The organism is Actinomadura physcomitrii (genome assembly GCF_008923205.2).
Taxonomy (GTDB): Bacteria; Actinomycetota; Actinomycetes; order Streptosporangiales; family Streptosporangiaceae; genus Spirillospora; species Spirillospora physcomitrii.
Map to the genome: position 1 here is coordinate 13823 of NZ_WBMS02000012.1, position 23502 is coordinate 37324.

The window sequence follows — 23502 nt, forward strand, 5'->3', positions numbered from 1 at the left end:
CGCCGGGCCAAAGCATCAGTCAGATGGCCGCCGGATCAGCCGGCGGGCGGCTCGAACAGGCGCAGCCCGTGCGCCAGCGCCGCCGCCTGCGTCCGGGACGCGACCCCAGTTTCGCCAGGATGTTGGACACGTGGACGCCCGCCGTCCGGGCGGAGATGAACAGCGCCTCCGCGATCTGCCGGCCGGGGCCGTCCAGAGCGCCGGCGAGGATCGCGGCGGCGGCGAGGTCGCCGCAGGCCATCGCCACCCGGCAGCGCAGGTCGTGCAGCGGCGGCCGGAACGCCTTGCCCCAGTAGCGGTCCTGAAGACCCGGACCGACGGACTACGTATTCCTCCCAATGTGGCACGGGCCGCGCGTCACGACCGTAGAGGTCATGGCATCCGACAAGCACAGCCGGCTGATCCTGGACCGCGCTGAGCTGAGGAAACGCATTCGGCCTTGACCCGCGGCGCAGCGCGCCCTCATTATGAACATGCGTTCATGAACGGGCGTTCATAACATGGAGGTTCCGATGGACATCGTCAACACCGCCCAGGCCGAGGCGTGGAACGGCTACGAGGGCGAGCACTGGGCCGACCACCACGACCGGTACGACGCCGTCAACAACGGCTTCGACGGCGTCCTGCTGGACGCCGCCGCGATCGGCGCGCACGACCGCGTCCTCGACCTCGGCTGCGGGAGCGGCTACATCACCCGCCGCGCCGCGCGGCGGGCCCCGCTCGGCCGCGCGCTCGGCGTCGACCTGTCCGCGCCGATGCTCGCCCGCGCCCGCTCCCTCACCGAGCGGGACGGCGTCCCGAACGCCGAGTTCGAGCAGGGCGACGCGCAGGTCCACCCGTTTCCGGACGCCGCGTTCGACGCCGCGGTCAGCCGGTTCGGGGTCATGTTCTTCGCCGACCCGGTCGCCGCGTTCGGCAACGTCCGGCGCGCGCTGCGCGACGGCGGCCGGCTGGCCTTCCTCGCCATGGCGTCTCCCGCCGGGACCGACCTCGGCACCGTGTTCGCCGCGATCGGGCCGCGGCCCGCGGCGGTGACCGGGCACGCCGGGCCGATGTCGATGTCCGACCCGGACCGCGTCCGCGCGATCCTCGACGCGGCCGGGTTCCGCGACGTCTCCTGCCGGACAGTGCACGCCGAGCAGGTCTGGGGGCGCGACGCCGCCGACGCCGCGGAGTTCCTCGCCGGCTGGGGCCCCGTCCGGCACAACCTCGGCGACGGCCCGGAGCTCCGCGCCGCGATCACCGACGCGATGCGCCCCTTCGAGCGGGACGGCGCCGTCCGGCTCCGCGGCACCGCGCTGCTGGTCCAGGCCCGGCGATGAGCCGGAGCGCGGTCTCCGGCGGCGGCCGGATCTATACGATGCGAGGTGATGTCTCCTCGTAAGGCGGCCGCGCTGCGCGGCGGCGACCGGACCCTGCGCGAGCACCTGATCGCGACCGCCGAGCGGATGATCGCCGAGCGCGGGACGGCGGGGCTGACCGTCCGGGCCATCGCGCAGGAGGCGGGCGTCGCGGGCGGGGTGCTCTACAACCACTTCGCCGACAAGGAGGAGCTGATCGCCCTCGCGCTGCGCGCCCGCGCCACGGCGATCGAGAGCGCCCTGGAGCCCCTGCCCGCGCCGGGCACCGGCACGGTCGAGGACAACCTGCGCGCCTACGTCGCCCACGGCCTGGCCCTGCACGCCCGGCTGGTCCCGGCGCTGACCGGCCTGATCGCGACCCCCGAGGTGCTCGCCCGGTTCGCCGGGATGAGCGACCCCGACCGGGACTGGCGGCGCCGCCTGCGCGGCTACCTGGAGGGCGAGCGCGGCCTCGGCCGCATCGCCGCCGGCGCCCGCGTCGACGCCGTCACCTCCATGATCGTCGGCGCCTGCCACGAGCCTGTGCTGTCGGCGCTGTTCCAGGGCCGGGGCATCGCCGAGCCGTCCGCCCGGTACTCGGTGGACGACCTGGTCATGGCCGTCCTCGCGGGCATCGGGCGGGGCGATCCCGGCGGCTCCGGCCCGGCCTGAGCCCACCGGGATCCGCGCCCTCCCTCAGGTGGTCATGGACATCGCCTCGCGGACCTCGTCGAGGGTCCGGTCGGCGATCGCGGCGGCGCGTTCGTTGCCCTCGGCGAGGACGCGGCGCAGGTGCCCCCGGTCGGCCATCATCTCGGCGCGGCGGGCGCGGATCGGGCGCAGGAACTCGTTGACCGACTCGGTCACCGTCCGCTTCAGCGCGGCGCCGCCGCCGTCGCCGATCTCCGCGGCGACGTCGCGGGGGTCGCGGCCCTGGCAGAGCGCGGCGAGCAGCACCAGGTTGGACACCTCGGGACGGGTCTCCGGCGCGTACTCGATGTGCCGGTCGGCGTCGGTGACGGCGCGCTTGATCAGCCGGGCCGTCTCGTCGGGGGTCGCCGACAGCGCGATCGCGTTGCCGCGGCTCTTGCTCATCTTGCGGCCGTCGGTGCCGAGCAGGGTCGGCGCGGCCGACAGCAGGGCGTCCGGGACGGGGAAGACGGGGGCGTACCGGTCGTTGAAGCGGCGCGCGACCGTCCGGGTGACCTCCAGGTGCGGGAGCTGGTCGGCGCCCACGGGGACGAGGTTGGACTTGCAGAACAGGATGTCGGCGGCCTGGTGGACGGGGTAGGTGAACATCAGCCCGCTGACCGAGGCCTGCTTGGACGCGGCGATCTCGTCCTTCACGGTGGGGTTGCGGCTCAGCTCGCCGACCGTGACCAGGGACAGAAAGGGCAGCATCAGCTGGTTCAGCGCGGGCACGGCGCTGTGCCGGAAGATCGTCGCGGTGGACGGGTCGATGCCGGCGGCGAGGTAGTCGGCGACGAGCCCCTCGACGTGCTCGCCGAGCCGGTCGGCGACGTCCCGGTCGGTGAGCACCTGGTAGTCGGCGACCAGCACGAACAGGTCGACGCCGGCGCGCTGGAGCCGGACGCGGTTGGCGAGGGTGCCGAAGTAGTGGCCGAGGTGCAGGGCGCCGGTCGGCCGGTCGCCGGTGAGGATCCGGAAGGCGCCGGGGTCGGCGGCGACGCGCGCTTCGAGGTCGGCGTACGGGTCGGTCTGGGGCGTCTCTGTGGTCTGCAAGGGTCTCTCCTCCTGGTTCCGGGGCCCGCCGGACGGACCCGGGGCGGAGAAGAGAGCGGGCCGTCCAGCGGACGGCCCGAGGCGTGCGTGGGTGTCGGCCGTCCTAGGACGGCCGCCAGCACAGGCACGCGGTGCGCTTCATGCCTTCACGGTATCCCATCCGGATCCGAATGGGAGTAGATAATCCGGAACGGGACGACCTGGGTAGGCTGGTGGCATGACCGCGCTCGCCCCTGCCAACACCGTGACGGACCTGTCCTACCTGCTCGACCACACCTCGCATGTGCTGAAGTCGCGGATGACGGCGGCGCTCGGCGAGATCGGGCTGACGCCGCGCATGCACTGCGTGCTGGTGCACGCGCTCGAGGAGGAGCGCACGCAGATCCAGCTGGCCGAGATCGGCGACATGGACAAGACGACGATGGTCGTGACGGTGGACGCGCTGGAGAAGGCGGGGCTCGCGGAGCGGCGCCCGTCCTCGACGGACCGGCGCGCGCGGATCATCGCCGTGAGCGAGAAGGGCGCCGAGACGGCCCGGCGGGGGCAGGAGATCGTCGACCGGGTGCACGCGGAGGCGCTCGGGGCGCTGCCGGACGGTGAGCGGGACGTCCTCGTGCGGGCGCTGCGGCGGCTGGCCGAGGGGCATCTGAGCGCTCCGGTGGAGCAGGCGCAGCCGGTGCGGCGCCGGCGCGAGCGCAACAAGTAGGTCGACAATAGATCGTCTCTAACAAAACTATCTGCTAGTGTCTCTCTCGTTCGCCTCGAACGGGAGATGACCCCATGAACCTGTCCGTACGGTCCCGCGGGACCGCCCTCGGCGTGCTGTCCGCCGCCGCGCTGATGACGATCCTGGACGGCAGCATCGTCACCGTCGCGATGCCGTCCATCCAGCGCGACCTCGGCTTCTCCGCCGCCGGGCTGAGCTGGACCGTCAACGCCTACCTGATCGCCTTCGGCGGCCTGCTGCTGCTCGCCGGCCGGCTCGGCGACCTGATCGGCCGCAAGGCGATGTTCCTCGCCGGGAACGCCGTCTTCACCGGCGCGTCCGTGCTCGCCGGCGCCGCCGGCACCCCCGGCCTGCTCATCGCCGCCCGGTTCCTGCAGGGCGTCGGCAGCGCGATGGCCTCCGCCGTCGTCCTCGGCATCCTCGTCACCCTGTTCACCGAGCCCGGCGAGCGCGCCAGGGCCATCGGCGTGTTCAGCTTCACCGGCGCCGCCGGCGCGTCCCTCGGCCAGGTGCTCGGCGGCGTGCTCACCGACGCGCTGAGCTGGCACTGGATCTTCCTGATCAACGTGCCGATCGGGCTCGCCACGATCGCGCTGGCGCTCTACGCGCTGCCCCGCGACACCGGCACCGGCCTGCGCGGCGGCGCCGACGTCGCGGGCGCGCTGCTCGCCACGTCCGGGCTGATGCTCGGCATCTACACCGTCGTCAAGGCCGAGGACGCCGGCTGGCTGTCCGGCCGCACGCTCGGCCTCGGCGCCGTCTCGCTGGCCCTGCTCGCCGGGTTCTTCGTCCGGCAGGCGAAGGCCGCGACCCCGCTGATGCCGCTGCGCCTGCTGCGCTCCCGCAACGCGTCCGGCTCCTACCTCGCGCAGATGCTGTCGCTGTCGGCGATGTTCTCCTTCCAGATCATCGTGGCGCTCTACATGCAGAAGGTCCTCGGCTACGACGCGCTGGAGACCGGCCTCGCGATGCTGCCCGCCGCCGTCGCGATCGGCGCGATCTCGCTGTTCGTCTCGGCGCGGCTGAGCCGCCGCTTCGGCGAGCGCGCCGTGCTGCTCGCCGGCCTCGTCCTGCTGATGGGCGCGATGGGGCGGCTGACCCGGATCCCGCAGGACGCGGGCTACGCCGCCGACCTGCTGCCGGTCATGGTGCTGGTCTCCGGCGGCGGGCTCGTCCTGCCCGCGCTCACCGGACTCGGCATGTCCGGCGCCCGCCCGGACGACGCGGGCCTGGTGTCAGGGCTGTTCAACACCGTCCAGCAGATCGGGATGGCGCTCGGCGTGGCGGTGCTGTCGACGCTCGCCGCGTCCCGCACCGAGCACCTGCGCGCGGACGGCCGGTCCGAGGCCGCCGCGCTGACCGGCGGGTACCACCTGGCGTTCAGCGTCTCGGCGGGCCTGCTCGTCGCCGCGTTCGCGGTCGGCCTCCTCGTGCTGCGCAACCCGAAGCCCGCCCCGGACGCCCCCGCGCCCGTCGAGTCCGTCCCCACCAGCGCCTGAAGATGTGCGGGGACTGCGGGCTCAGGTGGGCAGCACCAGCAGGATCAGCGGGAGGCCGGCGAGGAGCGGCACGGCCGCCGTCGCGGCGAGACGGGCCCGGCGCGACAGCGGCTTCGGCTCCAGCAGCCGGTTGACCCGCGCCATCACCGGGATGTCGTCGGCGGACGCGACGCCGAGCGTCCCGGACGGCGCGGCGGCCGGGCGGGCGGCGGCGAAGCGCAGCAGCGCCGTCGCCAGCTCGCGCGGCGGGCGGCCCGAGCGGGCCCGGTCGTCCGCGGCCATCTCGATCAGCAGCTCCACCGCGTCCAGGCACCGCCCGACCAGCCGGAACTGCGGGAACACCTGGCGCAGCGACGCGAACGGCAGCAGCACCAGGTCGTGCCGCTCGCGCGCGTGCGCGCGCTCGTGCGCGAGGACAGCGGCCAGCTCGGCGCGGTCCAGCAGCTCGAGGGTGCCGGCGCTCACCACGACCTTGGACGAGCGGACCCCCGGAACGCAGTAAGCGGCCGCGCCCGGATGGTCGAGGACCAGCGTGCCGGGAACGGCCGAATCGCGGCGGGAGACGAGGGCGAGGAGTACTCGGTGCCGGTGCCTGGCGCGCACGACGCGGACCACCGCGTACATCAGCATCACCAGCAGCACGGCGGCGAGGCTCACGGCCGCCAGCAGCGCGGCCATGTGCACCGCGTCGAGCCTGGCGGCCTGATCGTCGTAGAGGCCGGGGACGCCGCCCAGCACGCCCTTGCGGTACGGCGCGACCGCGACGCCGAGCAGCGCCCCTATCGTGGCGACGCCCCAGCACAGGCCGAGGGACTGCCAGAGGGCGATGCCGAGGCGCGGAGTCCGCCACGTCCACCTGGCCCGGGACAGCAGGTGCGCCCCGCCGACGGTCCCCAGGGAGATCAATGCGAGCAGGGCGGTGCCGGTCATGCCGGTGGTTCCTTCGTGAGGCCGGCCAGGGCCTGGCGGATCACGTCGATCTCGTCGCTCGAGACCGACCGGACGAAGTGCGCCAGCGCGGCGTCGCGGTCGCCCGTCTCGTCCAGGGCGCCCAGCATCAGCTCGGTGACGTAGCTCTCCCGGCTCGCCACCGGCCGGTACCGCCACGCGCGGCCGTCCCGCTCGCGTTCGAGGAACTCCTTCTTGGCGAGCCTGTCCAGCACCGTCATCACCGTGGTGTGGGCGAGGTCGCGGTCATGGGCGAGCGCACGGCTCACGTCGCGGGCCGTGGCGGCGCCGGAACCGGCGTCCTCCCGCGCCCACAGAACCTCCATGACCGTGCGTTCAAGCTCTCCAAGACCCTTCACGACGTCCAGATTATCCGACTAGAGGGCAGGTCACCACGGGGGGTAGTACTACGAACTCCCGTACTACCTTTCGTAGTAGCGGCGGCGGGCCGGGGCCGCGGTCGGCGACCGTGCGCGACCCGGCCCGCGCCTATCGACCTATGGCTATCGGACCCACAGCACGTAAGGGAAACTCGTGCCGTCGAGGGTGCACTTGTAGGCGTTCCAGCCCTCCCGCTCGTACTGCTGACCCATGTCGACGCAGGCCTTCTTGCTTCCGTAGTTGCCGATGTACGTCCAGGTGTACTGCGGGGAGGCCTTCGCGGTCGTGGCGGCCTGGGCGGGCACGCCGAGCCCGCCGATCGCCATCGCGACGGCGGCGCCGGTGACTGCGGTGCGGAGGCGCATTTCGGTACTTCCCTTCGCGGGGGACACACGCCGGCGAGCCCGGGAGGCGCCGCACGCCCGCGCCTCCGACCAAGATCACCGGCCGGACAAGGGGTACGGTAAACCGGCGATCAGAGGGTGTCCATGAAATGCGTCCTGTGCATTTCTGCCCAAAAAATCCCCGGCTATCAGCGCAATCGGAAGAGCCCCAGTCCACCGGATCGAGCACCACGGCGCGCCGCCCCGTCCGGCACCCGTGGCGGGACCTCTCCCGGGAGAGGGTGCCTAGGGTGGCTCGCGCGGAGCGGCGGACGCCGCGGGCTTCGAGGGGAACGGTCGATGGGATGGCTTCGGCAGCGCAGGGCGCGGACTCCGTCCACCGGTGACGGGCCGTTCAACGTCCGCCCCGCCTGGTCGACGCGCCGGACGCGCGAGCTGGACGCGATCGTCGACGAGATGTTCCCCGCTCTCCGCGGCGATCGCGAGGGCGCCGGGTTCCTCCTCGACCCGTCAAGCCTTCGGGGATCGACGCGCGACTACCACGAGCAGTGCCTCGCCTGGCTGGGAATCGACGTCGGGATCCTGCCGCCGGAACGGGTGTGGATCCAGGCCGGCCGCCCGTACCCGGCGAACCTGGAGCTGCGCGTGCCTGCGTCGGGCGGGACGGGGTCCGGGAAGTTCGGGCTGTACATGGACAGCAGCCTTTACCGGTCGCGCGACGCCGTGAAGATGGCGCTCGCCCACGAGCTCACCCATCTGTATCTGGTGCTGCACGACCTGCAGGAGATGCGTCCGATCCCGAACGGCGCCACCACCAGCCTTTCGCTGGACGAGGAGATCCGCACGGAGGTGGCGTCGATGCTGCTCGGTTTCGGCAAGCTCGTCATCAACGGCGCGTGCTCGTACGAGCGCGTGCATCTGTCCCAAGGTGTGATCGGGCAGCTCGGCTACCTGCGGACGTACGAGTTCGCCTACCTGTACCAGCTGGTGAACGCCCTCGCCGACGTGCCGGCGGACGCCGCCGCGCACGGCCTGAACGTCTCCGCCCGGGAGCTGATGAACCGGATCGCGGTGAAGCCGCCGCGCGAGGACGGCTGAGAACGTCCGCCGCTACACCACCGGCGACGGCTCTCTGACGGGTTGCTGCGCCCCGGTCGGGGACGGGTCCTGCCGCGTGCCGGGGAGCCGGACCGTGACGACGAGGCCGCCCGCGGGGCGGGGCGCGAGGTCGAGGGTCCCGTCGTGCGCGCGGACGATGCTGTGGACGATGGCCAGCCCGAGGCCGACACCGGCGTGCTCGTCGGTGCGGATGCGCCGCGTCCCGCGTTGGAACGGTTCGGTGAGCGTCGGTATCAGCTCCGGTGGCAGCGGCGGACCGGTGTTCTCGACCCGCACGACGCTCGCGTCCGGCCGCGCCGCGGTGTGGACCGTCACGCCGCCGCCGTCAGGGAGGTTGTGGACGATGGCGTTCTGCACGAGGTTCATCACCATCCGCAGGATGAGCTCCGGCGAGCCGACGGTCCGCGCCCTCTCGCCGGTGACCTCCAGCGTGACCTGCCGCTTCTCGGCGAGGGGCAGCAGCGTTTCGGCGGCCTCTTCGGCGGCCAGGGACAGGTCGACGGGCTCGCGGGTGAAGTTCCTGCGGTCGCTGCGGCTGAGCAGCAGCAGGGCCTCGGTGAGGTCGATCGCGCGCGTGTTGACGCTCTGGAGGCGCTCGATGAGCTCGTCCCGGTTCCGGGTGGGGTCGTTGCGGGCGACGTCGAGGAGCGTCTGCGAGATCGCCAGCGGGGTGCGCAGCTCGTGGGAGGCGTTCGCGGCGAACCGCTGCTGCTCGGCGACGTGGGACTCGAGCCGTTCGAGCATGGTGTCGAACACGTCGGCGAGCTCGCGGAACTCGTCCCTGGGGCCTTCCAGGCGGATCCGGTGCGACAGCGACCCGTCCGCGGCCTGCCGCGCCGCGTCCGCGATCCGGGTGAGCGGTGCGAGCATCCGCCCGGCGAGGAGCCATCCGCCGACCAGCCCGAGCAGCAGGAGGAAGGCCAGCGCCTGGGCCGCGCGGGGGGCGAAGGCGTGCCAGAGGTCGAAGCGGTTCGGGATGAACGGAGGCCCCGGCCCCCGCTGCCGGTAGAACCCGGGCCCGGGCGTGATCACATTGTCGGGCACGTAGCGCAGCAGGAACACCCACACCACGGCGAGCAGGAGGGCGCCGGACACGACGATGACCCCGGCATAGCTGATGGTGAGCTTCAGCCGGGCGCTCAACCCCGGGCGCCTACGCATCGGCACCGCCCGCCTGCGTCGTGTCGATCCGGTAGCCGACACCCGGCACCGTGGCGATCAGCCATGGTTCTCCTAGCCTCTTACGCAGGGCGGAGACGGTGATGCGGACGGCGTTGGTGAACGGGTCGGCGTTGGCGTCCCAGGCCCGCTCCAGCAGCTCTTCGGCGCTGACGACCCCGCCCTCGGCGGCGACGAGGACGTCCAGCACGGCGAACTGCTTGCGGGTGAGCGCCACATAGCGCCCGTCGCGGAACACCTCCCGGCGGAACGGATCGACCCGCAGACCCGCGATCTCGCTGACCGGGGGGCGCGCGCGGCCGCGCCTGCGGTCCAGCGCCCGCAGCCGCAGGACCAGCTCGCGCAGCTCGAACGGCTTGGTGAGGTAGTCGTCGGCGCCGAGCTCGAACCCCGACGCCTTGTCGTCGATCCGGTCGGCGGCGGTGAGCATGAGGATCGGCAGGCCGCTGCCGGACGCGACGATCCGCCGGGCGATCTCATCACCGGACGGGCCGGGGATGTCACGGTCCAGGACCGCCAGGTCATAGGAGTTGACGGCGAGCATCTCCAGGGCGGAGTCGCCGTCGCCGGCGATGTCGGCGGCGATGGCCTCCAGCCGGAGCCCGTCCCGGACGGCCTCGGCCAGGTAGGGCTCGTCTTCCACGATCAGCACACGCACGCCTCCAGGCTATGCGGGCCGGCATATCGCCGACGTATGCGAAAGACCGTGGCGAATCACTCGGGGCCGGGGACGGCGGCGGCCTCGACCAGCCGCGCGTACAGCCGGGCCGCGCGACCGCCTCGGCCGTGGCCGAGGAGACGTCGTGCTCGGCGTTCTCACCGCCGCCGATCACCACGATCATGCGATGCTCCTCCTCACACGCGGCCCTATGCCGGTGACGATGGTGTGCGGGATGGTTCCGGCCCAATGGGCCCAGTCGTGAACGGACGGGGTCGCGCCCCCGTCCGGGCCGAACACGGTCGCGGACGTCCCGGTCGGGAAGTAGCGGTCACCGGTGTCGATCACTATCTGGTCCATCGAGACCCGTCCGGCGACCGGGAAGCGGCGACCGCGGACCTCGACGCCGGCGCGGGGCGAGAGCTCCCGGGGAATCCCGTCGGCGTACCCGACGGGCAGGACGCTCAGATGGGCGGCGCGATAGGTGACGTACGCGCCGCCGTAACCGACCGGCGTGCCGGCCGGAACCGCCGACGTGTGCACGATCGGCGCGGTCAGCCGGGACGCGCCGTGCATCTCCACCGTCCCGGACGGATCGATGCCGACCAGTCCCGCCCCGATGCGGACCATGCCGAAGTGCGTCGCCGGATCCGTCAGCGCCCCCGACGTGGCCGCGAGGTGGGCGAGCGGCGACCCGAGCCCCGCCGCCCGGACCGCCTTCAGCGCCTCCCGCATCCCGGCGACCGCCGCCGCGTTCGCCGCCGGCTCGGCCCGGTCGGCCAGCGGAAGATGCCCCATGACGCCCACCACCCGGACCCTCCGGGCCCTGTGACCACGCTGAGCGACACCGATCAGCTCGTCCCACTGCCTCCTGGGGCAGCCGCCCCGCGACATCCCGGTGTCGACATGGAGATGAACCCGCACCGTCGACGCGGCCTGCGCGACGAGGGCGCCGAGCTCGTCCACCGACCCGACCGCGACATCGACCCCGGCCGCTGCCGCCGCCTCCGCGTCGACCCCGGACGCATGCAGCCAGGCGAGGATCGGCACCGCCAAGCCCGCCGCGCGCAACGCGCACGCCTCCCCGACGCTCGTCGTCCCGAGCCACCCGGCACCGGCGGCGACCGCGGCCTCCGCGACCGTGACCGCGCCGTGGCCGTAGCCGTCGGCCTTGACCACGGCCATGATCATGCTCCGCGTCCGCGTCCGGATCCCGGCCACGTTCGCCGCCACCGCCCCGGTCAGCGTCCGCAACGTCGGCCCGTTCACGGCCGCCTCCGCGGCGCTGCGTCCGGATGCGGCAGCCGGGTCGGCGCGGCCGTCCGGTACTCGAAGTGCCACCACTCGTTGTCGTAGACGCGGTAGAGCCCGTACCGCCACCCGTGCCGTTCGAGCCACCGCGCGCCCTCGGTCGGCCGGACGTCGAGCCCGTACCCCCGCACATGGCTCGACTCCTCCGGCGGCAGCACCCGGCGCCGCGCCGCCTGCACCGACCCGGTGCGCCACACCTCCTCGGCGAAGATCCGGCACTGCTCCCTCGCGGTTCGGTATCCCGAGGTGAGGCCGATCAGCTGCCCGCCCCGCCAGAACGCCTCGGCCCGCGCCCGCGTGAACGCCGCCAGCGTCTCCGGCGCCAGCCCCCGCAGATCCTCAGCGGGAAAGCGCAGGCTCAACGCCCATTGACACGCCAGGAAACGCCCCCGCCCCGGCGCCCGGCAGAACCCGACCGGCACCAGCAGCACCGCGACGACCCGAGTGACGACCTGGAAAAACCGCACTTTGATCGCCACGGCTACCACCGAAGTCCGCGGCCGGAGCCCGCACCATGGCCTATGTCCATGCCTTCACTGAAGACGGACGCCTGTTGCAGCGGCGTATCCGGTTTTCAATACACCCGCGATATGGCTACTTGCCGAAAGCCATCAACCGATAGACCGGATCAGCGCGCGGAACGTCCTGCTCGGGCAAGGCCGCCAGCCCCGCCCGGACCGAAGTCGTATCGCCCACCCACCACGGCAACCTGTCGCGCCACTCCATAGGGCTACGCCCTTGCCCCACGCCCTCGAACGCCCCTTCTCCCACTGGTGCCATGCCCAACTCGGCCAGCACCTTGGTGATCCGCCCGGCCCCGTCAGGCCGCCCATTGCCATTGACCGGCATGTGCCGGGCGATCACCTCCGTCGCATCACTGCCGGTCTCGAAAAAGGCCAGATCCTTGTCGACCGTGCTGACCAGAACCCCGCCCGGCCTCAGAACCCGCGCGCATTCGGCGAGAATCCGATCTGCTTCCTTTCGCCCGACCAGATGAAGCAGCCACATGGTGACCACCACGTCACACGAATCGTCCGCGAACGGCAGGCGACCGGCGTCCGCAAGAACGGCGTTCCCCGCCCCGAGTCGCCGAACGGCGAAAGCGAGCATCCCCGCAGCCCTGTCGACCCCGACCACCCGCCGCCCGGCCCCCCGAAGCCGAGCCGTGACGATCCCGGTCCCGCACCCGACGTCGACCACGACCTCCGCGCCAGCCGGAATCAGCCCCAACACGGCCCCGGCCGCAGCCGCCGCCCGCGGCTCACCCCCACGAGTCCGGTCGTAAGAACCCGCTTCCTTCTCGTAATCGAGCATCTCCCGCAGACCTCACCCCACCGTCGCACCGCCATCGAATAAATTTTCGACCATGGTCCCAGGCCTTCTCTACGTCCCCTGCTGGTTGGACGAGGACAGCCAACACCGGCTAGCAGCGGACATCGACGCCGAGCCCTGGCAGTCGCAACTGCGGCGACGCGTCCAGCACTACGGACACCGCTACGACTATGGCAGTCGCGGCGTGGGCGACGTCCCGGCCCCACCACTGCCCCGCTGGGCGGTGACACTGGCCGGACGCCTGCGCGACGCCGGCCACTTCGACCGGCGACCGGACCAGGTGATCGTGAACGGCGCAAGGCGCGAGAGAATGCGCTGACGCCTCGTGAGGCCGCCTCGCCGCTGGCTGAGACGCCGTACGCCCTGCGGCACGCGGCCGTGTCGACGTGGCTCGGCGCGGGCGTGCCTCCGGCTCAGGTCGCCGAGTGGGCGGGGCACAGCGTGGCCGTCTTGCCGCGCGTCTACGCCAAGTGCGTGGCCGGTCAAGAGGAGGACGCCAAGCGCCGAATCAGCGAAGCGACCAGGCCAAAGAGCCCTTAGAACTTCGGCACGTATTCGGCACGGACGGCCGTAGAGGGCCGTCAACGATCAGAGACAGCCGGACAACATGAGAACGGCCCCTGACCAAGAGTTGCCTGGTCAGGGACCGTTCTGCGTGGTGTGGCGGGTGCAGGGTTCGAACCTGCGTAGGCTAAGCCGACGGATTTACAGTCCGCTCCCATTGGCCACTCGGGCAACCCGCCGTGGCGTCGCTCTCGCGACGGCACTGGAAAGAATAGCGGACGCGGCGAGTGGTCGTGACATCGGAGGCGGGCGGTGCGGAGCGGCGGGGGCGCGGCGGGAGTCGATACGCTCTCAGGACCGCGAAGGTGCTGCTGAGGGGAAGTGTGCCTGATGGCCGACTCGTCGTTTGACATCGTGTCGAAGCTCGACCGGCAGGAGGTCGACAACGCTCTGAACCAGGCCGCCAAGGAGGTGGCCAACCGGTTCGACTTCCGGAACGTGGACGCGGGGATCAAGTGGTCCGGGGAGAGCATCGAGATCCAGGCGAACACCGAGGAGCGGGCGAACGCCGTGCTCGACGTGCTGAAGGACAAGCTGGTCAAGCGGGGCATCTCGCTGAAGGCGATCGATCCGGGCGAGCCCAAGCTGTCGGGGAAGCTCTACAAGCTCGGCGTCGGGCTGAAGGAGGGCATCTCCCAGGAGGACGCGAAGAAGATCGGCAAGATCGTCCGGGATGAGGGGCCGAAGGGGATCAAGGCCCAGATCCAGGGGGACGAGCTGCGGGTCAGCTCGAAGAAGAAGGACGATCTGCAGCAGGTCATCGCGGTGCGGATGGCCATGGACCGGGACGTCGCGCTCCAGTTGTTCACCTCCCGGTCGCCGGGGTGAGAGCGCGCCGGCCGCCTCCCCCGCAGAGGCGGCCGGCGCGCTCTCGTGGTTTATGACGCGGCGGCGGGCTCGTCGGTTCGCCCCGTTTCGCAGAACGGTTCGAGGCGGTCGGCGAGGGCGGTCAGGTCGAGGTCCAGGACGCGGGCCAGGGACGCGACGGTGAAGAAGGCGGGGGCGGCGATGGCGCCGCGTTCGATCTTGCGGAGGGTGTCGAGGGAGATGCCGGCGTCGTGGGCGACGGCGGCGGCGCTGCGGGGGCCGCGGGCGGCGCGGAGGACCTGGCCGAGGGCCCGGCCCCGGTCGCGTTGCTCGTCGGTGAGTGGCGTGCGGACCATGGAAGCATTCTAATACTGGTATTACTATCTTCGCCATGGTGACTTACCGAAGCCCACGGGAGTGGGAGCTCATGCGCGAGGCGGGCCGGGTCGTGGCGCGGATCCTGGCGGGGACGCGGGAGGCGGCGGAGCCGGGCCTGCCGGTGGCGGAGCTGGACGCGGTGGCCGGGCGGATCCTGAAGGAGAACGGCGCGACGTCGCCGTTCCTGCACTACAAGCCGAGCTGGGCGCCGGTGCCGTATCCGGCGAACATCTGCGTGTCGGTCAATGACGTCGTCGTGCACGGCATTCCGGGCAATCAGGTGCTGAAGGACGGGGACCTGGTGTCGGTGGACTGCGGGGCGACGCTCGGCGGGTACTGCGGCGACGCGGCCGTCTCGTTCTTCGTGGGGACCGGCGACGAGGCCGGGCAGCGGCTCCTGGACGTGACGCGGACCGCTCTGGAGCGGGCGATCGCGGCGGCCGTGCCGGGGAACCGGATGGGCGACATCGCGAACGCGGTCGAGCGGACGGCGCGCAAGGCCGGTTACGGGATCATGCAGGGGTGCGGCGGGCACGGGATCGGGACGCAGATGCACGAGGACCCGCCGGTGCCGAACGTGGGCCGGGCGGGCAAGGGGATGCCGCTGCGCGAGGGTTTGACGATCGCGATCGAGCCAATGCTGCACGAGGGCGGGTCGGACGAGGCGCGGACGCTGGCGGACGGCTGGTCGATCGCGACGGCCGACGGCAGCCGGGCCGCGCACTTCGAGCACTCCATCGCGATCACGGCGGACGGGCCGCTGGTGCTGACGGCGCTTTAGCTCCGGTTCGCCATGCGTTCGAGGCGGGCGATGCGCTCGGCGGTCGGCGGGTGGGTGGAGAACAGCTTGCCGATGCCGGCGCCGCGGAAGGGGTTGGCGATCATCAGGGCGCTGGTGGTGGCGAGCTCGGGGTCCTGCGGCAGCGGCATCGCCTGGGTGCCCGCCTCGATCTTGCGGAGGGCGGCGGCGAGGGCGAGCGGGTCGCCGGTGAGCCGGGCGCCGGCGGAGTCGGCGGCGAACTCGCGGGTGCGGCTGATCGCCATCTGCACGACGGCGGCGGCGACGGGGCCGAGGACCAGCATGAGCAGGGCGCCGAGGACGCCGGGCCCGTCGTCGTCGTCCGCGCGGCCGATCGGCAGGAAGATCGCCAGGTGCGACAGGTAGGTGATCACGGTGGCGATGGCGGCGGCGACGGAGGAGATCAGGATGTCGCGGTTGTAGACGTGCGAGAGCTCGTGGCCGAGGACGGCGCGCAGTTCCCGTTCGTCCAGCATGCGCAGGATGCCGCGGGTGCAGCAGACGGCGGCGTTGCGCGGGTTGCGGCCGGTGGCGAACGCGTTCGGCTGGCGGGTCTCGGAGACGTACAGCCGCGGCATGGGCTGGCGGGCGGTGGTGGACAGCTCGCGGACGAGCCGGTAGAGCACGGGCGCCTCGACCTCGCCGACGGGGTGGGCGCGCATGGAGCGCAGCGCGATCCGGTCGGAGAACACGTAGGCGACGCCGTTGGTGCCGAGGGCGATGACCAGCGCGATGGTGAGGCCGGCGGTGCCGCCGAACGCCCAGCCGATCGCGAGCATCAATGCCGACAGCGCAGCGATCAGTGCCGCCGTCTTGACGCCGTTGAACCGCACTCTTCGCCGCCTCCCGTCCATTCCCGCCATGAACGACAACGGTGTGACCAGCCCCAACGTTCCCGAGGCCGGTGTCCTCCCTTCCAGGCTAGGTGGCGGCGGAGACGGTCTGCAGGACGATCTGCGGCGCGACCGACAGCACGACCGCGCCGGCGGCGGTGGCGGCGAGGGCGGCGCGGACGGGCCATCCGGGCAGCGGGTCGGCGAAGGGGCGGACGGGCGGGGTGAACAGCCGGACGGCCCAGGCGAGGTAGTAGTACAGGCCGAGGACGGTGTTGATCGCCATGATCACGGCGAGCCAGGTGACGCCGCCGGCGACGGTGGAGCGGAACACCACGACCTTCGCGAACAGCCCCATGACGCCGGGCGGGAGGCCGGCGAGGCAGATGAGGAAGAACGCGAGGGCGGTCGCGGTGGCGGGGCTGCGGTGGGCGAGGCCGCGGTAGCCGTCGAGGGTGTCGCGGTAGGGGCGGGCGCCGTGGAGGGCGCGCCGCGCGAAGCCGGTGACGACGGTGAACGCGCCGAGGTTCATGACGGCGTAGAGCGCGACGTAGGCGGTGGTCGCGGCGACGGCCTCGGGCAGGCGGTGCGACCCGACCGACAGGGGCGCGAGCATGTAGCCGGACTGGGCGACCGACGACCAGGCCAGTAGCCGGATCGCGGTCCGCTGGCGGAGCGCGACGAGGTTGCCGAGCGTCATGGTGAGCGCCGCGAGGACGCCGATCACCGGGCCCCACACGTGCCCGTACGCGGGCAGCCCGAGGGCGAGGACGATCGCGAGCCCGGCGAACCCGGCGGCCTTCGACACGACGGACAGGAACGCGGCGACGGGCAGCGGCGCGCCGTTGTACACGTCCGGGGCCCAGAAGTGGAACGGGACGGCGGCGACCTTGAACGCGAACCCGGCGAGGACGAGGACGACGCCGACGGCGGCGACCGGGTCCAGGTCGGACGGGACGCGGCCGAGGGCGGGCGCGATCCGGTCGAGGTGCATGGCGCCGGTCGTCCCGTACACCAGCGAGATGCCGAACAGCATGATCGCGGTGGAGACGACGGAGACGAGGAACAGCTTGAGCGCGGCCTCGGACGCGCGGCCGTCGTAGCGGCGGAGCCCGACGAGGGCGAACACCGGCAGCGACAGCGTCTCCAGTGCGACGAGCAGCAGGACGAGGTCGCGGGCGGCGACGAGCGTCAGGGCGCCGACCACCGCGCACAGCAGCAGGAAGTGGTACTCCCCCGCCGGCATCTGCGCGTCGGTGATCTCCTGGAGGGACAGCAGCACGACGACCAGGGCCGCGGCGAGCACGATCCCCTGGAACAGCAGGGTGAAGTCGTCGGTGACGTAGGAGCAGGAGCGGGGGCCGCCGCCGCGCAGCGACGCCGGCACGCAGAAGGTGGCGCGCCGGTCGCCGGGCGCCAGCGCGATCACCGCGATCAGCGCGGCGCCGAGGGCCCCGCCGGACGCCAGGCCGAGAGCGCGGCGCGGGGCGTCGAACGCGTCGGCGAGCAGCAGCGCGAGCGCGGCGGCGGCGACGATCAGCGGCGGCGCGATCGCCGCGTAGTCGATGCCCTGGATCATCAGCCGCCTCCGAGCAGCGCGCGGACCGGTGCGGCGGTCACGTCCAGCAGGGTCTTCGGCCACAGCCCGACGAGCAGGGTCAGCGCGATCAGCGGCACCCAGGCGGCGTACTCCTGGGCCGACACGGCGGGGCCCCGGTCCGCCGCGGCGGCCGGCCGCGTCCCGTGCGTGATCTTGGCGAGCATGCGCAGGAAGTAGCCGGCGGTGAGCAGCGCGCCGATCCCCGCGACCGCCATGAACGTGACGAACGCGCCGCGCGGCAGGTCGGCGTCCGGGCGGTACGCGCCGGTCATCGCGAGCATCTCGCCCCAGAACCCGGCGAGGCCCGGCAGCCCCAGCGAGGCGACGGACGCGAAGGTCAGCACGGACGCCAGCCGCGGCGCGGTGCCGAGCATGCCGCCGCCGACCGCGTCCATGTCGGTGCTGCCCCAGCGGTCCTTCACCGCTCCGGCCAGGAAGAACAGCAGGCCGGTGATCAGCCCGTGCGCGATGTTGCCGAACAGCGCCGCGTCGATCCCGACGGGGGTGAGCGTCGCGATCCCGAGCAGGACGAAGCCCATGTGCCCGACGGACGAGTAGGCGATCATCCGTTTGAGGTCGCGCTGGGCGAGGCAGGCGAGCGCGCCGTAGACGATCCCGATGACGGCGAGGAGCCCGAGCCACGGCGCCCACACCCGCGCGCCGTCCGGGGTGAGCGGCAGCGCCACGCGGACGAGCCCGTAGGTGCCCATCTTCAGCAGCACTCCGGCCAGCAGCACGGACCCGACGGTCGGCGCCTCGGTGTGCGCGTCCGGCAGCCAGGTGTGCAGGGGCCACATCGGCGCCTTCACCGCGAACCCGATCCCCATCAGCGCGAACGCGGTGATCTGGACCCCGCGGGAGACGCCGGAGCCGTGCCGCGCGGCCAGCTGGACCATGTCGAGCGTGCCCGCGTTGACCGCGACCAGCAGCATCCCGGCGAGCACCAGCCCCGAGCCGAGCAGCGTGTACAGGATGAACTTGGACGCGGCGGCGCGGCGGCCGTCCCCGCCCCACAGCATGATCACCACGTACATCGGGATCAGCACGGTCTCGAAGAACACGAAGAACAGCACGAGGTCGAGGGCGGTGAACGTGCCGATCAGCCCGACCTCGAGGACGAGCAGCAGCGCGGTCAGCAGCCGGATCCGCCCGCCCGCCGGCGGGTGCCGCAGCGTGTAGAGGAAGCACAGGAACGTCAGCAGCGCGGTCAGCACGACCAGCGGCAGCGAGATCCCGTCGGCGCCGAGGTGGAACCGCAGCCCGATCGACGGCGCCCACGCCTCGTTCACCTGGAGCTGCGTCCGGGAGGTGTCGCCGAAGTCGAACGCGGTCATCGCCGACACCGCGACGAGCAGCGTCGCCGCGGACACGCCCGTCCCGAACGCCCGGACGGCGAAGTCCGTGCGCAGGAACCGGTCCGCCGGGACGAGCATCGCCAGCGCCCCGCACAGCGGGATCGCCATCATCCACACGAAGATCACCGGAAGATCACCGCCAGGGCCGTGATGGCGACGACGCCCGCGAGCAGCCCCGTCAGGTACGTCTGCGGGTTGCCGTTCTGCGGGATCCTCAGCAGCCCGCCGAGCCGCCGCGCGCCCCGTCCGGACGCGACGACGGCCGCGTCCACGCCGCGCCGGTCGAACCGCACGACCCCGCGCGCGAGAGCCTGCACGGGACGGACGATCGCCATCGCGTACAACTCGTCGACGTAGAAGCCCCGCGCGAACACCCTGCGCACCGGCCCGAGTCCGGCCGCCGGGTCGGACGCCGGGTCGCGGTTCCAGACGAGGAACACCGTCCCCGCGCCGAGGATCGCCAGCCCGATGCCGAGCAGCGCCGGGCCGGGGTGCGGCCGCAGCTCGCTCGCCCCGAGCCCGAAGAACCCGAGGACCGCCGCCGGGACGGCCAGCGCCGCGACCGTCCACGTCATGATCCTCGACGGCTCGCGGATCTCGTACGTCCCGCGCGGCTCCCCGAAGAACACCATCAGCCAGGCCCGCATCGCGTACGCCGCCGTGAGCGCGACCGTCAGCAGCAACCCCAGGTAGACCAGCCACGCCACCCCGCCCGGCGGGCCGGTAATTTCGCCGTGCCTGGTCGAGTTCAGCGGGGCGTAGGCGAACCAGCCCGCCTCGGTCGTCCCGCCGCCGTGCAGGGCGGCGTGCTGGGCGGCCTCGATGACCGAGTCCTTGCTGAACCAGCCGCTGAACGGCGGGACGCCCGCGAGGGCCGCGAACCCCGCCGTCATCGACCAGAACGTGACCGGCATGCCGCGCCGGAGCCCGCCGTGGTTCGCCAGCAGCGCGGACCCGGTGGTCGCGATCACGCAGCCGGCGGCGAGGAACAGCAGCGCCTTGAACGCCCCGTGCGCCAGCAGGTGGAAGACCGCCGCGGACTTCGCGCCGACCGCGAGCGCGGCCCCCATCACGGCGAGCTGGCTGATCGTCGAGTAGGCGAGGACGCGTTTCAGGTCGTCCTGGGCGAGGGCCGCGAGCGCCGCGCCGACCATCGAGACCACCGCGACGACGCCGAGGACCGCGAGCGCGCCCGGCGCGGCGGCGAAGACCCCGTACAGCCGGGCGACGACGTACATGCCGGCCGCGACCATCGTCGCGGCGTGGATCAGCGCGCTGATCGGCGTGGGGCCCGCCATCGCGTCCGGGAGCCAGGTGTGCAGCGGGAACTGGGCGCTCTTGCCCGCGACGCCGGCGAGCAGCAGCAGCGCGGCGGCGGTGAGCGTCGCGTCCGGCATCGTCCAGACCCGGGACAGGACGCCGTGGATCTCGAACGTGCGGGCGCCGAGCCCGAGCACGATGATCCCGATGAGGAAGCCGGCGTCGCCGAGCCGCGTCACCAGGAACGCCTTGACGGCCGCGCGGGAGTTGGCGCGCTCCTCCCAGCGGTGGCCGATCAGGAAGTACGAGCAGATGCCCATGACCTCCCAGCCGGCGTACAGGACGAGGAGGTCGCCGGCGAACACCACCAGCAGCATCGCGGCGGTGAACAGCGAGATGAACGCGGCGTAGGACGAGTAGCGCCGGTCGCCGTCCATGTAGGCGACGGAGTACACCTGGACGGCGAGGGCGACGCAGCAGACCATCAGCGCGACGACCGCGGACAGGCCGTCCACCTGCAGCCCGACCCGGATCGGCACGGAGCCGGTGTCGATCACCGTCAGCGTGCCGGTCCGCTCGCCGGGGTCCTGCCAGACGACGAACGCGACGACCGCCGCCAGGACGAGCGAGACGGCGACCGGCGCGCAGGCGATCAGCGCGGGTCCGTCGCGCAGCGCCGACCGTCCGCCGAGCAGCCGCCCGAGCGACGGGCCGCCCAGCATCCCGCCGAACGCGGCGAGGAACGGCAGCAGGATCGCCAGGGACGCGAGCCAGATCACGGCGCCGCCCTCTCGACCGTTTCGGGCTCGGGTCCGGGCTCGGTCTCCTCGTCCGGCGCGTCGTCGGATTCGGCCAGCGAGCGCAGCCGGTCGATGTCGACGTTCTGCCGGTTCCGGTACACCAGCAGGACGATCGCGAGGCCGAGCCCGACCTCCGCCGCCGCGATCACGATCGTGAACAGGGTGAGCACCTGCCCGCCGTGCAGCCGGTCGCGGAACCGCATGTCGAACGTGACGAGGTTGAGGTTCACCGCGTTCAGCATCAGCTCGACCGACATCAGGACGAGGATGGCGTTGCGCCGCGCCAGCACCCCGTAGACGCCGACGGAGAACAGCAGCGCCGCGACGACGGTCGGGTAGGCCAGATGCATCAGCCGCGCCCCTTCCGCCGCCCGGCGACCCGGGACCCGATGTCGGTGCGGGACAGGACGATCGCGCCGACCAGCGAGGCCAGCAGCAGCACCGACAGGACCTCGAACGGCAGCACCCACGTCCGGAACACGCTCCCGCCGAGCGCGCTCGCCGACCCGCCGCCCGCGCGCAGCGGCATCCGCTCGTTGCGGAAGCCCATGACCATGACGGTGACCAGGACCGCGGCGGTGGCGGCGGCGACCGCGGCGGCGGCCCACCGGTTGCCGGAGTCGAGGTCGGCGGAGTCGCCGATCGGCGCGCGGGTCAGCATGATCCCGAACAGCAGCAGCACGACGACCGCGCCGACGTAGATCAGCACCTGCACCCACGCCACGAACTCCGCGGTCAGCACCAGGTAGCCGCCGGCGAGCGCGCCGAACGACAGCACCAGCCACAGCGCCGCGTGGACGAGCCGCCGCGTCGTCACCACCATGATCCCGGACCCGACGGCCACCACCCCGAGCAGCGTGAAGACGATCTCCTGGCCGCTCATGGCCCGCCCCCGGGGCGGCCGGGCGGCGGGCGCCGCGCGGCCCGCGCCGCCGCCTTCCGCGCCGCCGCGACCTCCTTCGGCGGCTCGGCGGCGGGGTCGTGGGCCTGCGGCGGCGGGACCGTCCACATCCACTCCCGCAGCCGCTCCTTCTCGTGGGTCAGCTCGGCGATGTCGTACTCGGCGTACTCGAACTCCGGCGACCAGAACAGCGCGTCGAACGGGCAGACCTCGATGCAGATGCCGCAGTACATGCACAGCGCGAAGTCGATCGCGAACCGGTCCAGGACGTTGTGGACGCGGGGCCGCCCGCCGCCCTCGGCGGCGACGGTCTCCTTGTGCGAGTCGATGTAGATGCACCAGTCGGGGCACTCGCGCGCGCAGAGCATGCACACGGTGCAGTTCTCCTCGAAGAGCGCGATCACCCCCCGGCTGCGCGGGGGCAGCTCGGGCTGCACCTCGGGGTATTGACGCGTTATGGAGCGCCGCGTCATAGTCCGCAACGTGACGGCCAGCCCCTTGGCCAGCCCGCCTCCTGGCAACCGTCCCACGCGCAACATGATTGCGCACGAAACGCCGCGGTGGAACGCGGCGGGTTCGGCGTTCGTCGGACGTTATGCGGGCTCCCGCGGCCCGCGCTCCTGTACGCCTGCGGGCAAGGAGGTCATGTGAGCCATCACGCGGACGGACAGTACGACTACGGAGCCGACCACGCCCGCCTGCAGTCCTCCACGCCTTCGGGCGGCCCGCCGCCGGGAGGCATGCCGGTGCACGGCACCACCAAGCCGGACGGTTTCACGCCGCCGCGCGGCACCTCGCTGCCGCGTCCGCCCGTTCCGCCGGGTGCGCCCGTCCCGCCGCGACCGGCCGTTCCGCCGCGCCCTTCCGCGCCGCGCCCGGTGCCGCCGGCGCGTCCCGTGCCGCCGCCGGGGCGGCCGGACGCGTCACCGACCTGGGGTTCCGGAGGGTATCCGCTGCCGCCGCTGCGTCCGGTGCCGCCGCTTCCGCCGCCGCCCCCCGAGCCCAACGGTGTGCTGTGGGCGATCATGCCGTTCCTCACGCTCGGGTTCGCGTCGCCCGTGACGTTCCTCTACGCCGCCGCCAAGCGCGGGTCCTGGGCCCACGGCGCCGCCGCGGCCGGATACGGGATCGGCCTGGTGACCGTGCTGGCCGCCCTGGCCAGCGGGAACGTCCTGCTGGTCGCGCTCGGCACGATCCTGCTGCTGACGCTGTGGCCGGTGGGCACCGCGCACGCGTTCGCCGTCCGCCGGCAGGTGTACCCCCGCAGGGCCCCGCGCAGCCACAGCAACGAGAACGCCGTCGAGTACGCCAAGTACCGGCGCAACCTGCGCGCCGACGCCCGCGCGATCGCCGCCGACGACCCGGCCCTCGCGCACGAGCTGCGGATCGGCCGCCCGGACGTCCCGCGCGGCTACGACGACGGCGGCCTCGTCGACGCCAACCACGCCCCGGTGGAGATCATCGCGGCGCTGCCCGGGATGACGGGCGAGCTGGCCGAGCGGGTCGTCGCGCACCGGGACGAGCACGGCCCGTTCGTCTCGGTCGAGGAGATGGCGGTGGACTGCGACCTGCCCCCCGCGATCATGCCGCAGCTCTCCGAGTACACGATCTTCCTTCCCTGATC

Annotated in this window: 26 protein-coding genes, 1 tRNA gene and 1 pseudogene; 9 read left to right on the forward strand and 19 right to left on the reverse strand. The window is 72.7% G+C overall.

Features of this window, described 5'->3' with window-relative positions:
- Positions 1–35: 35 nt before the first annotated feature.
- Positions 36–178: pseudogene (locus F8568_RS51015) on the reverse strand (LuxR C-terminal-related transcriptional regulator); the annotation flags it as partial.
- Between the two features lie 334 nt (positions 179–512).
- On the opposite strand from F8568_RS51015, the gene F8568_RS16695 reads away from it, so the two are divergent.
- The gene (locus F8568_RS16695; RefSeq protein WP_202125047.1) at positions 513–1322 is read left to right on the forward strand and encodes a class I SAM-dependent methyltransferase; all 810 of its coding nucleotides are present in this window, start codon (positions 513–515) and stop codon (positions 1320–1322) included.
- Positions 1323–1370: 48 nt separating this feature from the next.
- Positions 1371–2012 (forward strand): TetR/AcrR family transcriptional regulator, encoded by a 642-nt coding sequence (locus F8568_RS16700; RefSeq protein ID WP_151594477.1) that lies wholly within the window; start codon positions 1371–1373, stop codon positions 2010–2012.
- A 24-nt stretch (positions 2013–2036) separates the two neighbouring features.
- Here the strand turns inward: F8568_RS16700 and trpS are convergent, their stop codons facing one another.
- Positions 2037–3083, reverse strand: a complete 1047-nt coding sequence (trpS, locus tag F8568_RS16705; protein ID WP_151594478.1) for a tryptophan--tRNA ligase — start codon at positions 3081–3083, stop codon at positions 2037–2039.
- A 217-nt stretch (positions 3084–3300) separates the two neighbouring features.
- Here trpS and F8568_RS16710 point away from each other — a divergent pair, with 217 nt between their 5' ends.
- On the forward strand, positions 3301–3789 hold the full coding sequence (locus tag F8568_RS16710; protein ID WP_151594479.1) for a MarR family winged helix-turn-helix transcriptional regulator: 489 nt from the start codon (positions 3301–3303) through the stop codon (positions 3787–3789).
- Positions 3790–3863: 74 nt separating this feature from the next.
- Positions 3864–5309, forward strand: a complete 1446-nt coding sequence (locus F8568_RS16715) for an MFS transporter (protein WP_151594480.1) — start codon at positions 3864–3866, stop codon at positions 5307–5309.
- A 21-nt stretch (positions 5310–5330) separates the two neighbouring features.
- Here the strand turns inward: F8568_RS16715 and F8568_RS16720 are convergent, their stop codons facing one another.
- The 3 genes from F8568_RS16720 to F8568_RS16730 all read right to left on the reverse strand — a co-directional run bounded on the left by F8568_RS16720 (position 5331) and on the right by F8568_RS16730 (position 7003).
- Positions 5331–6239, reverse strand: coding sequence for a M56 family metallopeptidase (locus F8568_RS16720; protein ID WP_151594481.1), 909 nt, complete (start codon positions 6237–6239; stop codon positions 5331–5333).
- Entirely contained in the window at positions 6236–6616 is a 381-nt protein-coding gene (locus F8568_RS16725) for a BlaI/MecI/CopY family transcriptional regulator (protein WP_151594482.1), read from the reverse strand. Before F8568_RS16725 ends, F8568_RS16720 begins: the two co-directional genes overlap by 4 nt.
- A 144-nt stretch (positions 6617–6760) precedes the next feature.
- Complete coding sequence (locus F8568_RS16730; RefSeq protein ID WP_151594483.1) at positions 6761–7003, reverse strand: hypothetical protein; 243 nt, start codon at positions 7001–7003, stop codon at positions 6761–6763.
- 318 nt (positions 7004–7321) lie between these two features.
- On the opposite strand from F8568_RS16730, the gene F8568_RS16735 reads away from it, so the two are divergent.
- Positions 7322–8080 (forward strand): hypothetical protein, encoded by a 759-nt coding sequence (locus F8568_RS16735; protein ID WP_151594484.1) that lies wholly within the window; start codon positions 7322–7324, stop codon positions 8078–8080.
- Positions 8081–8092: 12 nt separating this feature from the next.
- On the opposite strand, the gene F8568_RS16740 is transcribed toward F8568_RS16735, so the two are convergent.
- The 5 genes from F8568_RS16740 to F8568_RS16760 all read right to left on the reverse strand — a co-directional run bounded on the left by F8568_RS16740 (position 8093) and on the right by F8568_RS16760 (position 12563).
- Positions 8093–9244, reverse strand: a complete 1152-nt coding sequence (locus F8568_RS16740; RefSeq protein ID WP_328600915.1) for a sensor histidine kinase — start codon at positions 9242–9244, stop codon at positions 8093–8095.
- Between the two features lie 10 nt (positions 9245–9254).
- The gene (locus tag F8568_RS16745) at positions 9255–9938 is read right to left on the reverse strand and encodes a response regulator transcription factor (protein ID WP_151594486.1); all 684 of its coding nucleotides are present in this window, start codon (positions 9936–9938) and stop codon (positions 9255–9257) included.
- Positions 9939–10118: 180 nt separating this feature from the next.
- Entirely contained in the window at positions 10119–11207 is a 1089-nt protein-coding gene (gene alr, locus F8568_RS16750) for an alanine racemase (RefSeq protein ID WP_151594487.1), read from the reverse strand.
- A complete protein-coding gene (locus F8568_RS16755) occupies positions 11204–11728 on the reverse strand; it encodes a M15 family metallopeptidase (RefSeq protein ID WP_328600916.1) in 525 nt (174 codons plus the stop codon). The genes alr and F8568_RS16755 overlap by 4 nt, the downstream gene beginning before the upstream one ends.
- A gap of 115 nt (positions 11729–11843) precedes the next feature.
- Positions 11844–12563, reverse strand: a complete 720-nt coding sequence (locus tag F8568_RS16760; protein ID WP_151594489.1) for a class I SAM-dependent methyltransferase — start codon at positions 12561–12563, stop codon at positions 11844–11846.
- Positions 12564–12615: 52 nt separating this feature from the next.
- Here F8568_RS16760 and F8568_RS16765 point away from each other — a divergent pair, with 52 nt between their 5' ends.
- Complete coding sequence (locus F8568_RS16765) at positions 12616–12900, forward strand: hypothetical protein (RefSeq protein ID WP_151594490.1); 285 nt, start codon at positions 12616–12618, stop codon at positions 12898–12900.
- A gap of 342 nt (positions 12901–13242) precedes the next feature.
- On the opposite strand, the gene F8568_RS16770 is transcribed toward F8568_RS16765, so the two are convergent.
- A tRNA-Tyr gene (locus F8568_RS16770) sits at positions 13243–13324 on the reverse strand.
- A 151-nt stretch (positions 13325–13475) separates the two neighbouring features.
- On the opposite strand from F8568_RS16770, the gene F8568_RS16775 reads away from it, so the two are divergent.
- A complete protein-coding gene (locus tag F8568_RS16775) occupies positions 13476–13973 on the forward strand; it encodes a YajQ family cyclic di-GMP-binding protein (RefSeq protein ID WP_151594491.1) in 498 nt (165 codons plus the stop codon).
- 50 nt (positions 13974–14023) lie between these two features.
- On the opposite strand, the gene F8568_RS16780 is transcribed toward F8568_RS16775, so the two are convergent.
- Positions 14024–14308 carry a helix-turn-helix domain-containing protein gene (locus F8568_RS16780; RefSeq protein WP_151594492.1) on the reverse strand — a complete coding sequence of 95 codons (285 nt, stop codon included), beginning with the start codon at positions 14306–14308 and terminating at the stop codon, positions 14024–14026.
- Positions 14309–14343: 35 nt separating this feature from the next.
- On the opposite strand from F8568_RS16780, the gene map reads away from it, so the two are divergent.
- A complete protein-coding gene (map, locus tag F8568_RS16785; RefSeq protein ID WP_151594493.1) occupies positions 14344–15111 on the forward strand; it encodes a type I methionyl aminopeptidase in 768 nt (255 codons plus the stop codon).
- On the opposite strand, the gene htpX is transcribed toward map, so the two are convergent.
- The 7 genes from htpX to F8568_RS16820 all read right to left on the reverse strand — a co-directional run bounded on the left by htpX (position 15108) and on the right by F8568_RS16820 (position 22417).
- Entirely contained in the window at positions 15108–15962 is an 855-nt protein-coding gene (gene htpX, locus F8568_RS16790) for a zinc metalloprotease HtpX (RefSeq protein WP_151594652.1), read from the reverse strand. The genes map and htpX overlap by 4 nt on opposite strands.
- A gap of 88 nt (positions 15963–16050) precedes the next feature.
- The gene (locus F8568_RS16795; RefSeq protein WP_151594494.1) at positions 16051–17541 is read right to left on the reverse strand and encodes an NADH-quinone oxidoreductase subunit N; all 1491 of its coding nucleotides are present in this window, start codon (positions 17539–17541) and stop codon (positions 16051–16053) included.
- On the reverse strand, positions 17541–19043 hold the full coding sequence (locus F8568_RS16800; protein WP_328600917.1) for a complex I subunit 4 family protein: 1503 nt from the start codon (positions 19041–19043) through the stop codon (positions 17541–17543). The genes F8568_RS16795 and F8568_RS16800 overlap by 1 nt, the downstream gene beginning before the upstream one ends.
- Positions 19040–20956 carry an NADH-quinone oxidoreductase subunit 5 family protein gene (locus F8568_RS16805; protein ID WP_328600918.1) on the reverse strand — a complete coding sequence of 639 codons (1917 nt, stop codon included), beginning with the start codon at positions 20954–20956 and terminating at the stop codon, positions 19040–19042. Before F8568_RS16805 ends, F8568_RS16800 begins: the two co-directional genes overlap by 4 nt.
- Positions 20953–21327: an NADH-quinone oxidoreductase subunit NuoK gene (gene nuoK / locus F8568_RS16810; protein WP_151594495.1), complete on the reverse strand. Its 375-nt coding sequence runs from the start codon at positions 21325–21327 to the stop codon at positions 20953–20955. The genes F8568_RS16805 and nuoK overlap by 4 nt, the downstream gene beginning before the upstream one ends.
- Positions 21327–21860 (reverse strand): NADH-quinone oxidoreductase subunit J family protein, encoded by a 534-nt coding sequence (locus tag F8568_RS16815; protein WP_151594496.1) that lies wholly within the window; start codon positions 21858–21860, stop codon positions 21327–21329. The genes nuoK and F8568_RS16815 overlap by 1 nt, the downstream gene beginning before the upstream one ends.
- Positions 21857–22417 (reverse strand): NuoI/complex I 23 kDa subunit family protein, encoded by a 561-nt coding sequence (locus tag F8568_RS16820; protein WP_160573648.1) that lies wholly within the window; start codon positions 22415–22417, stop codon positions 21857–21859. The genes F8568_RS16815 and F8568_RS16820 overlap by 4 nt, the downstream gene beginning before the upstream one ends.
- Positions 22418–22525: 108 nt before the next feature.
- On the opposite strand from F8568_RS16820, the gene F8568_RS50410 reads away from it, so the two are divergent.
- Positions 22526–23500 carry a ComEA family DNA-binding protein gene (locus F8568_RS50410; protein WP_151594497.1) on the forward strand — a complete coding sequence of 325 codons (975 nt, stop codon included), beginning with the start codon at positions 22526–22528 and terminating at the stop codon, positions 23498–23500.
- The last annotated feature ends 2 nt before the right edge of the window (positions 23501–23502 follow it).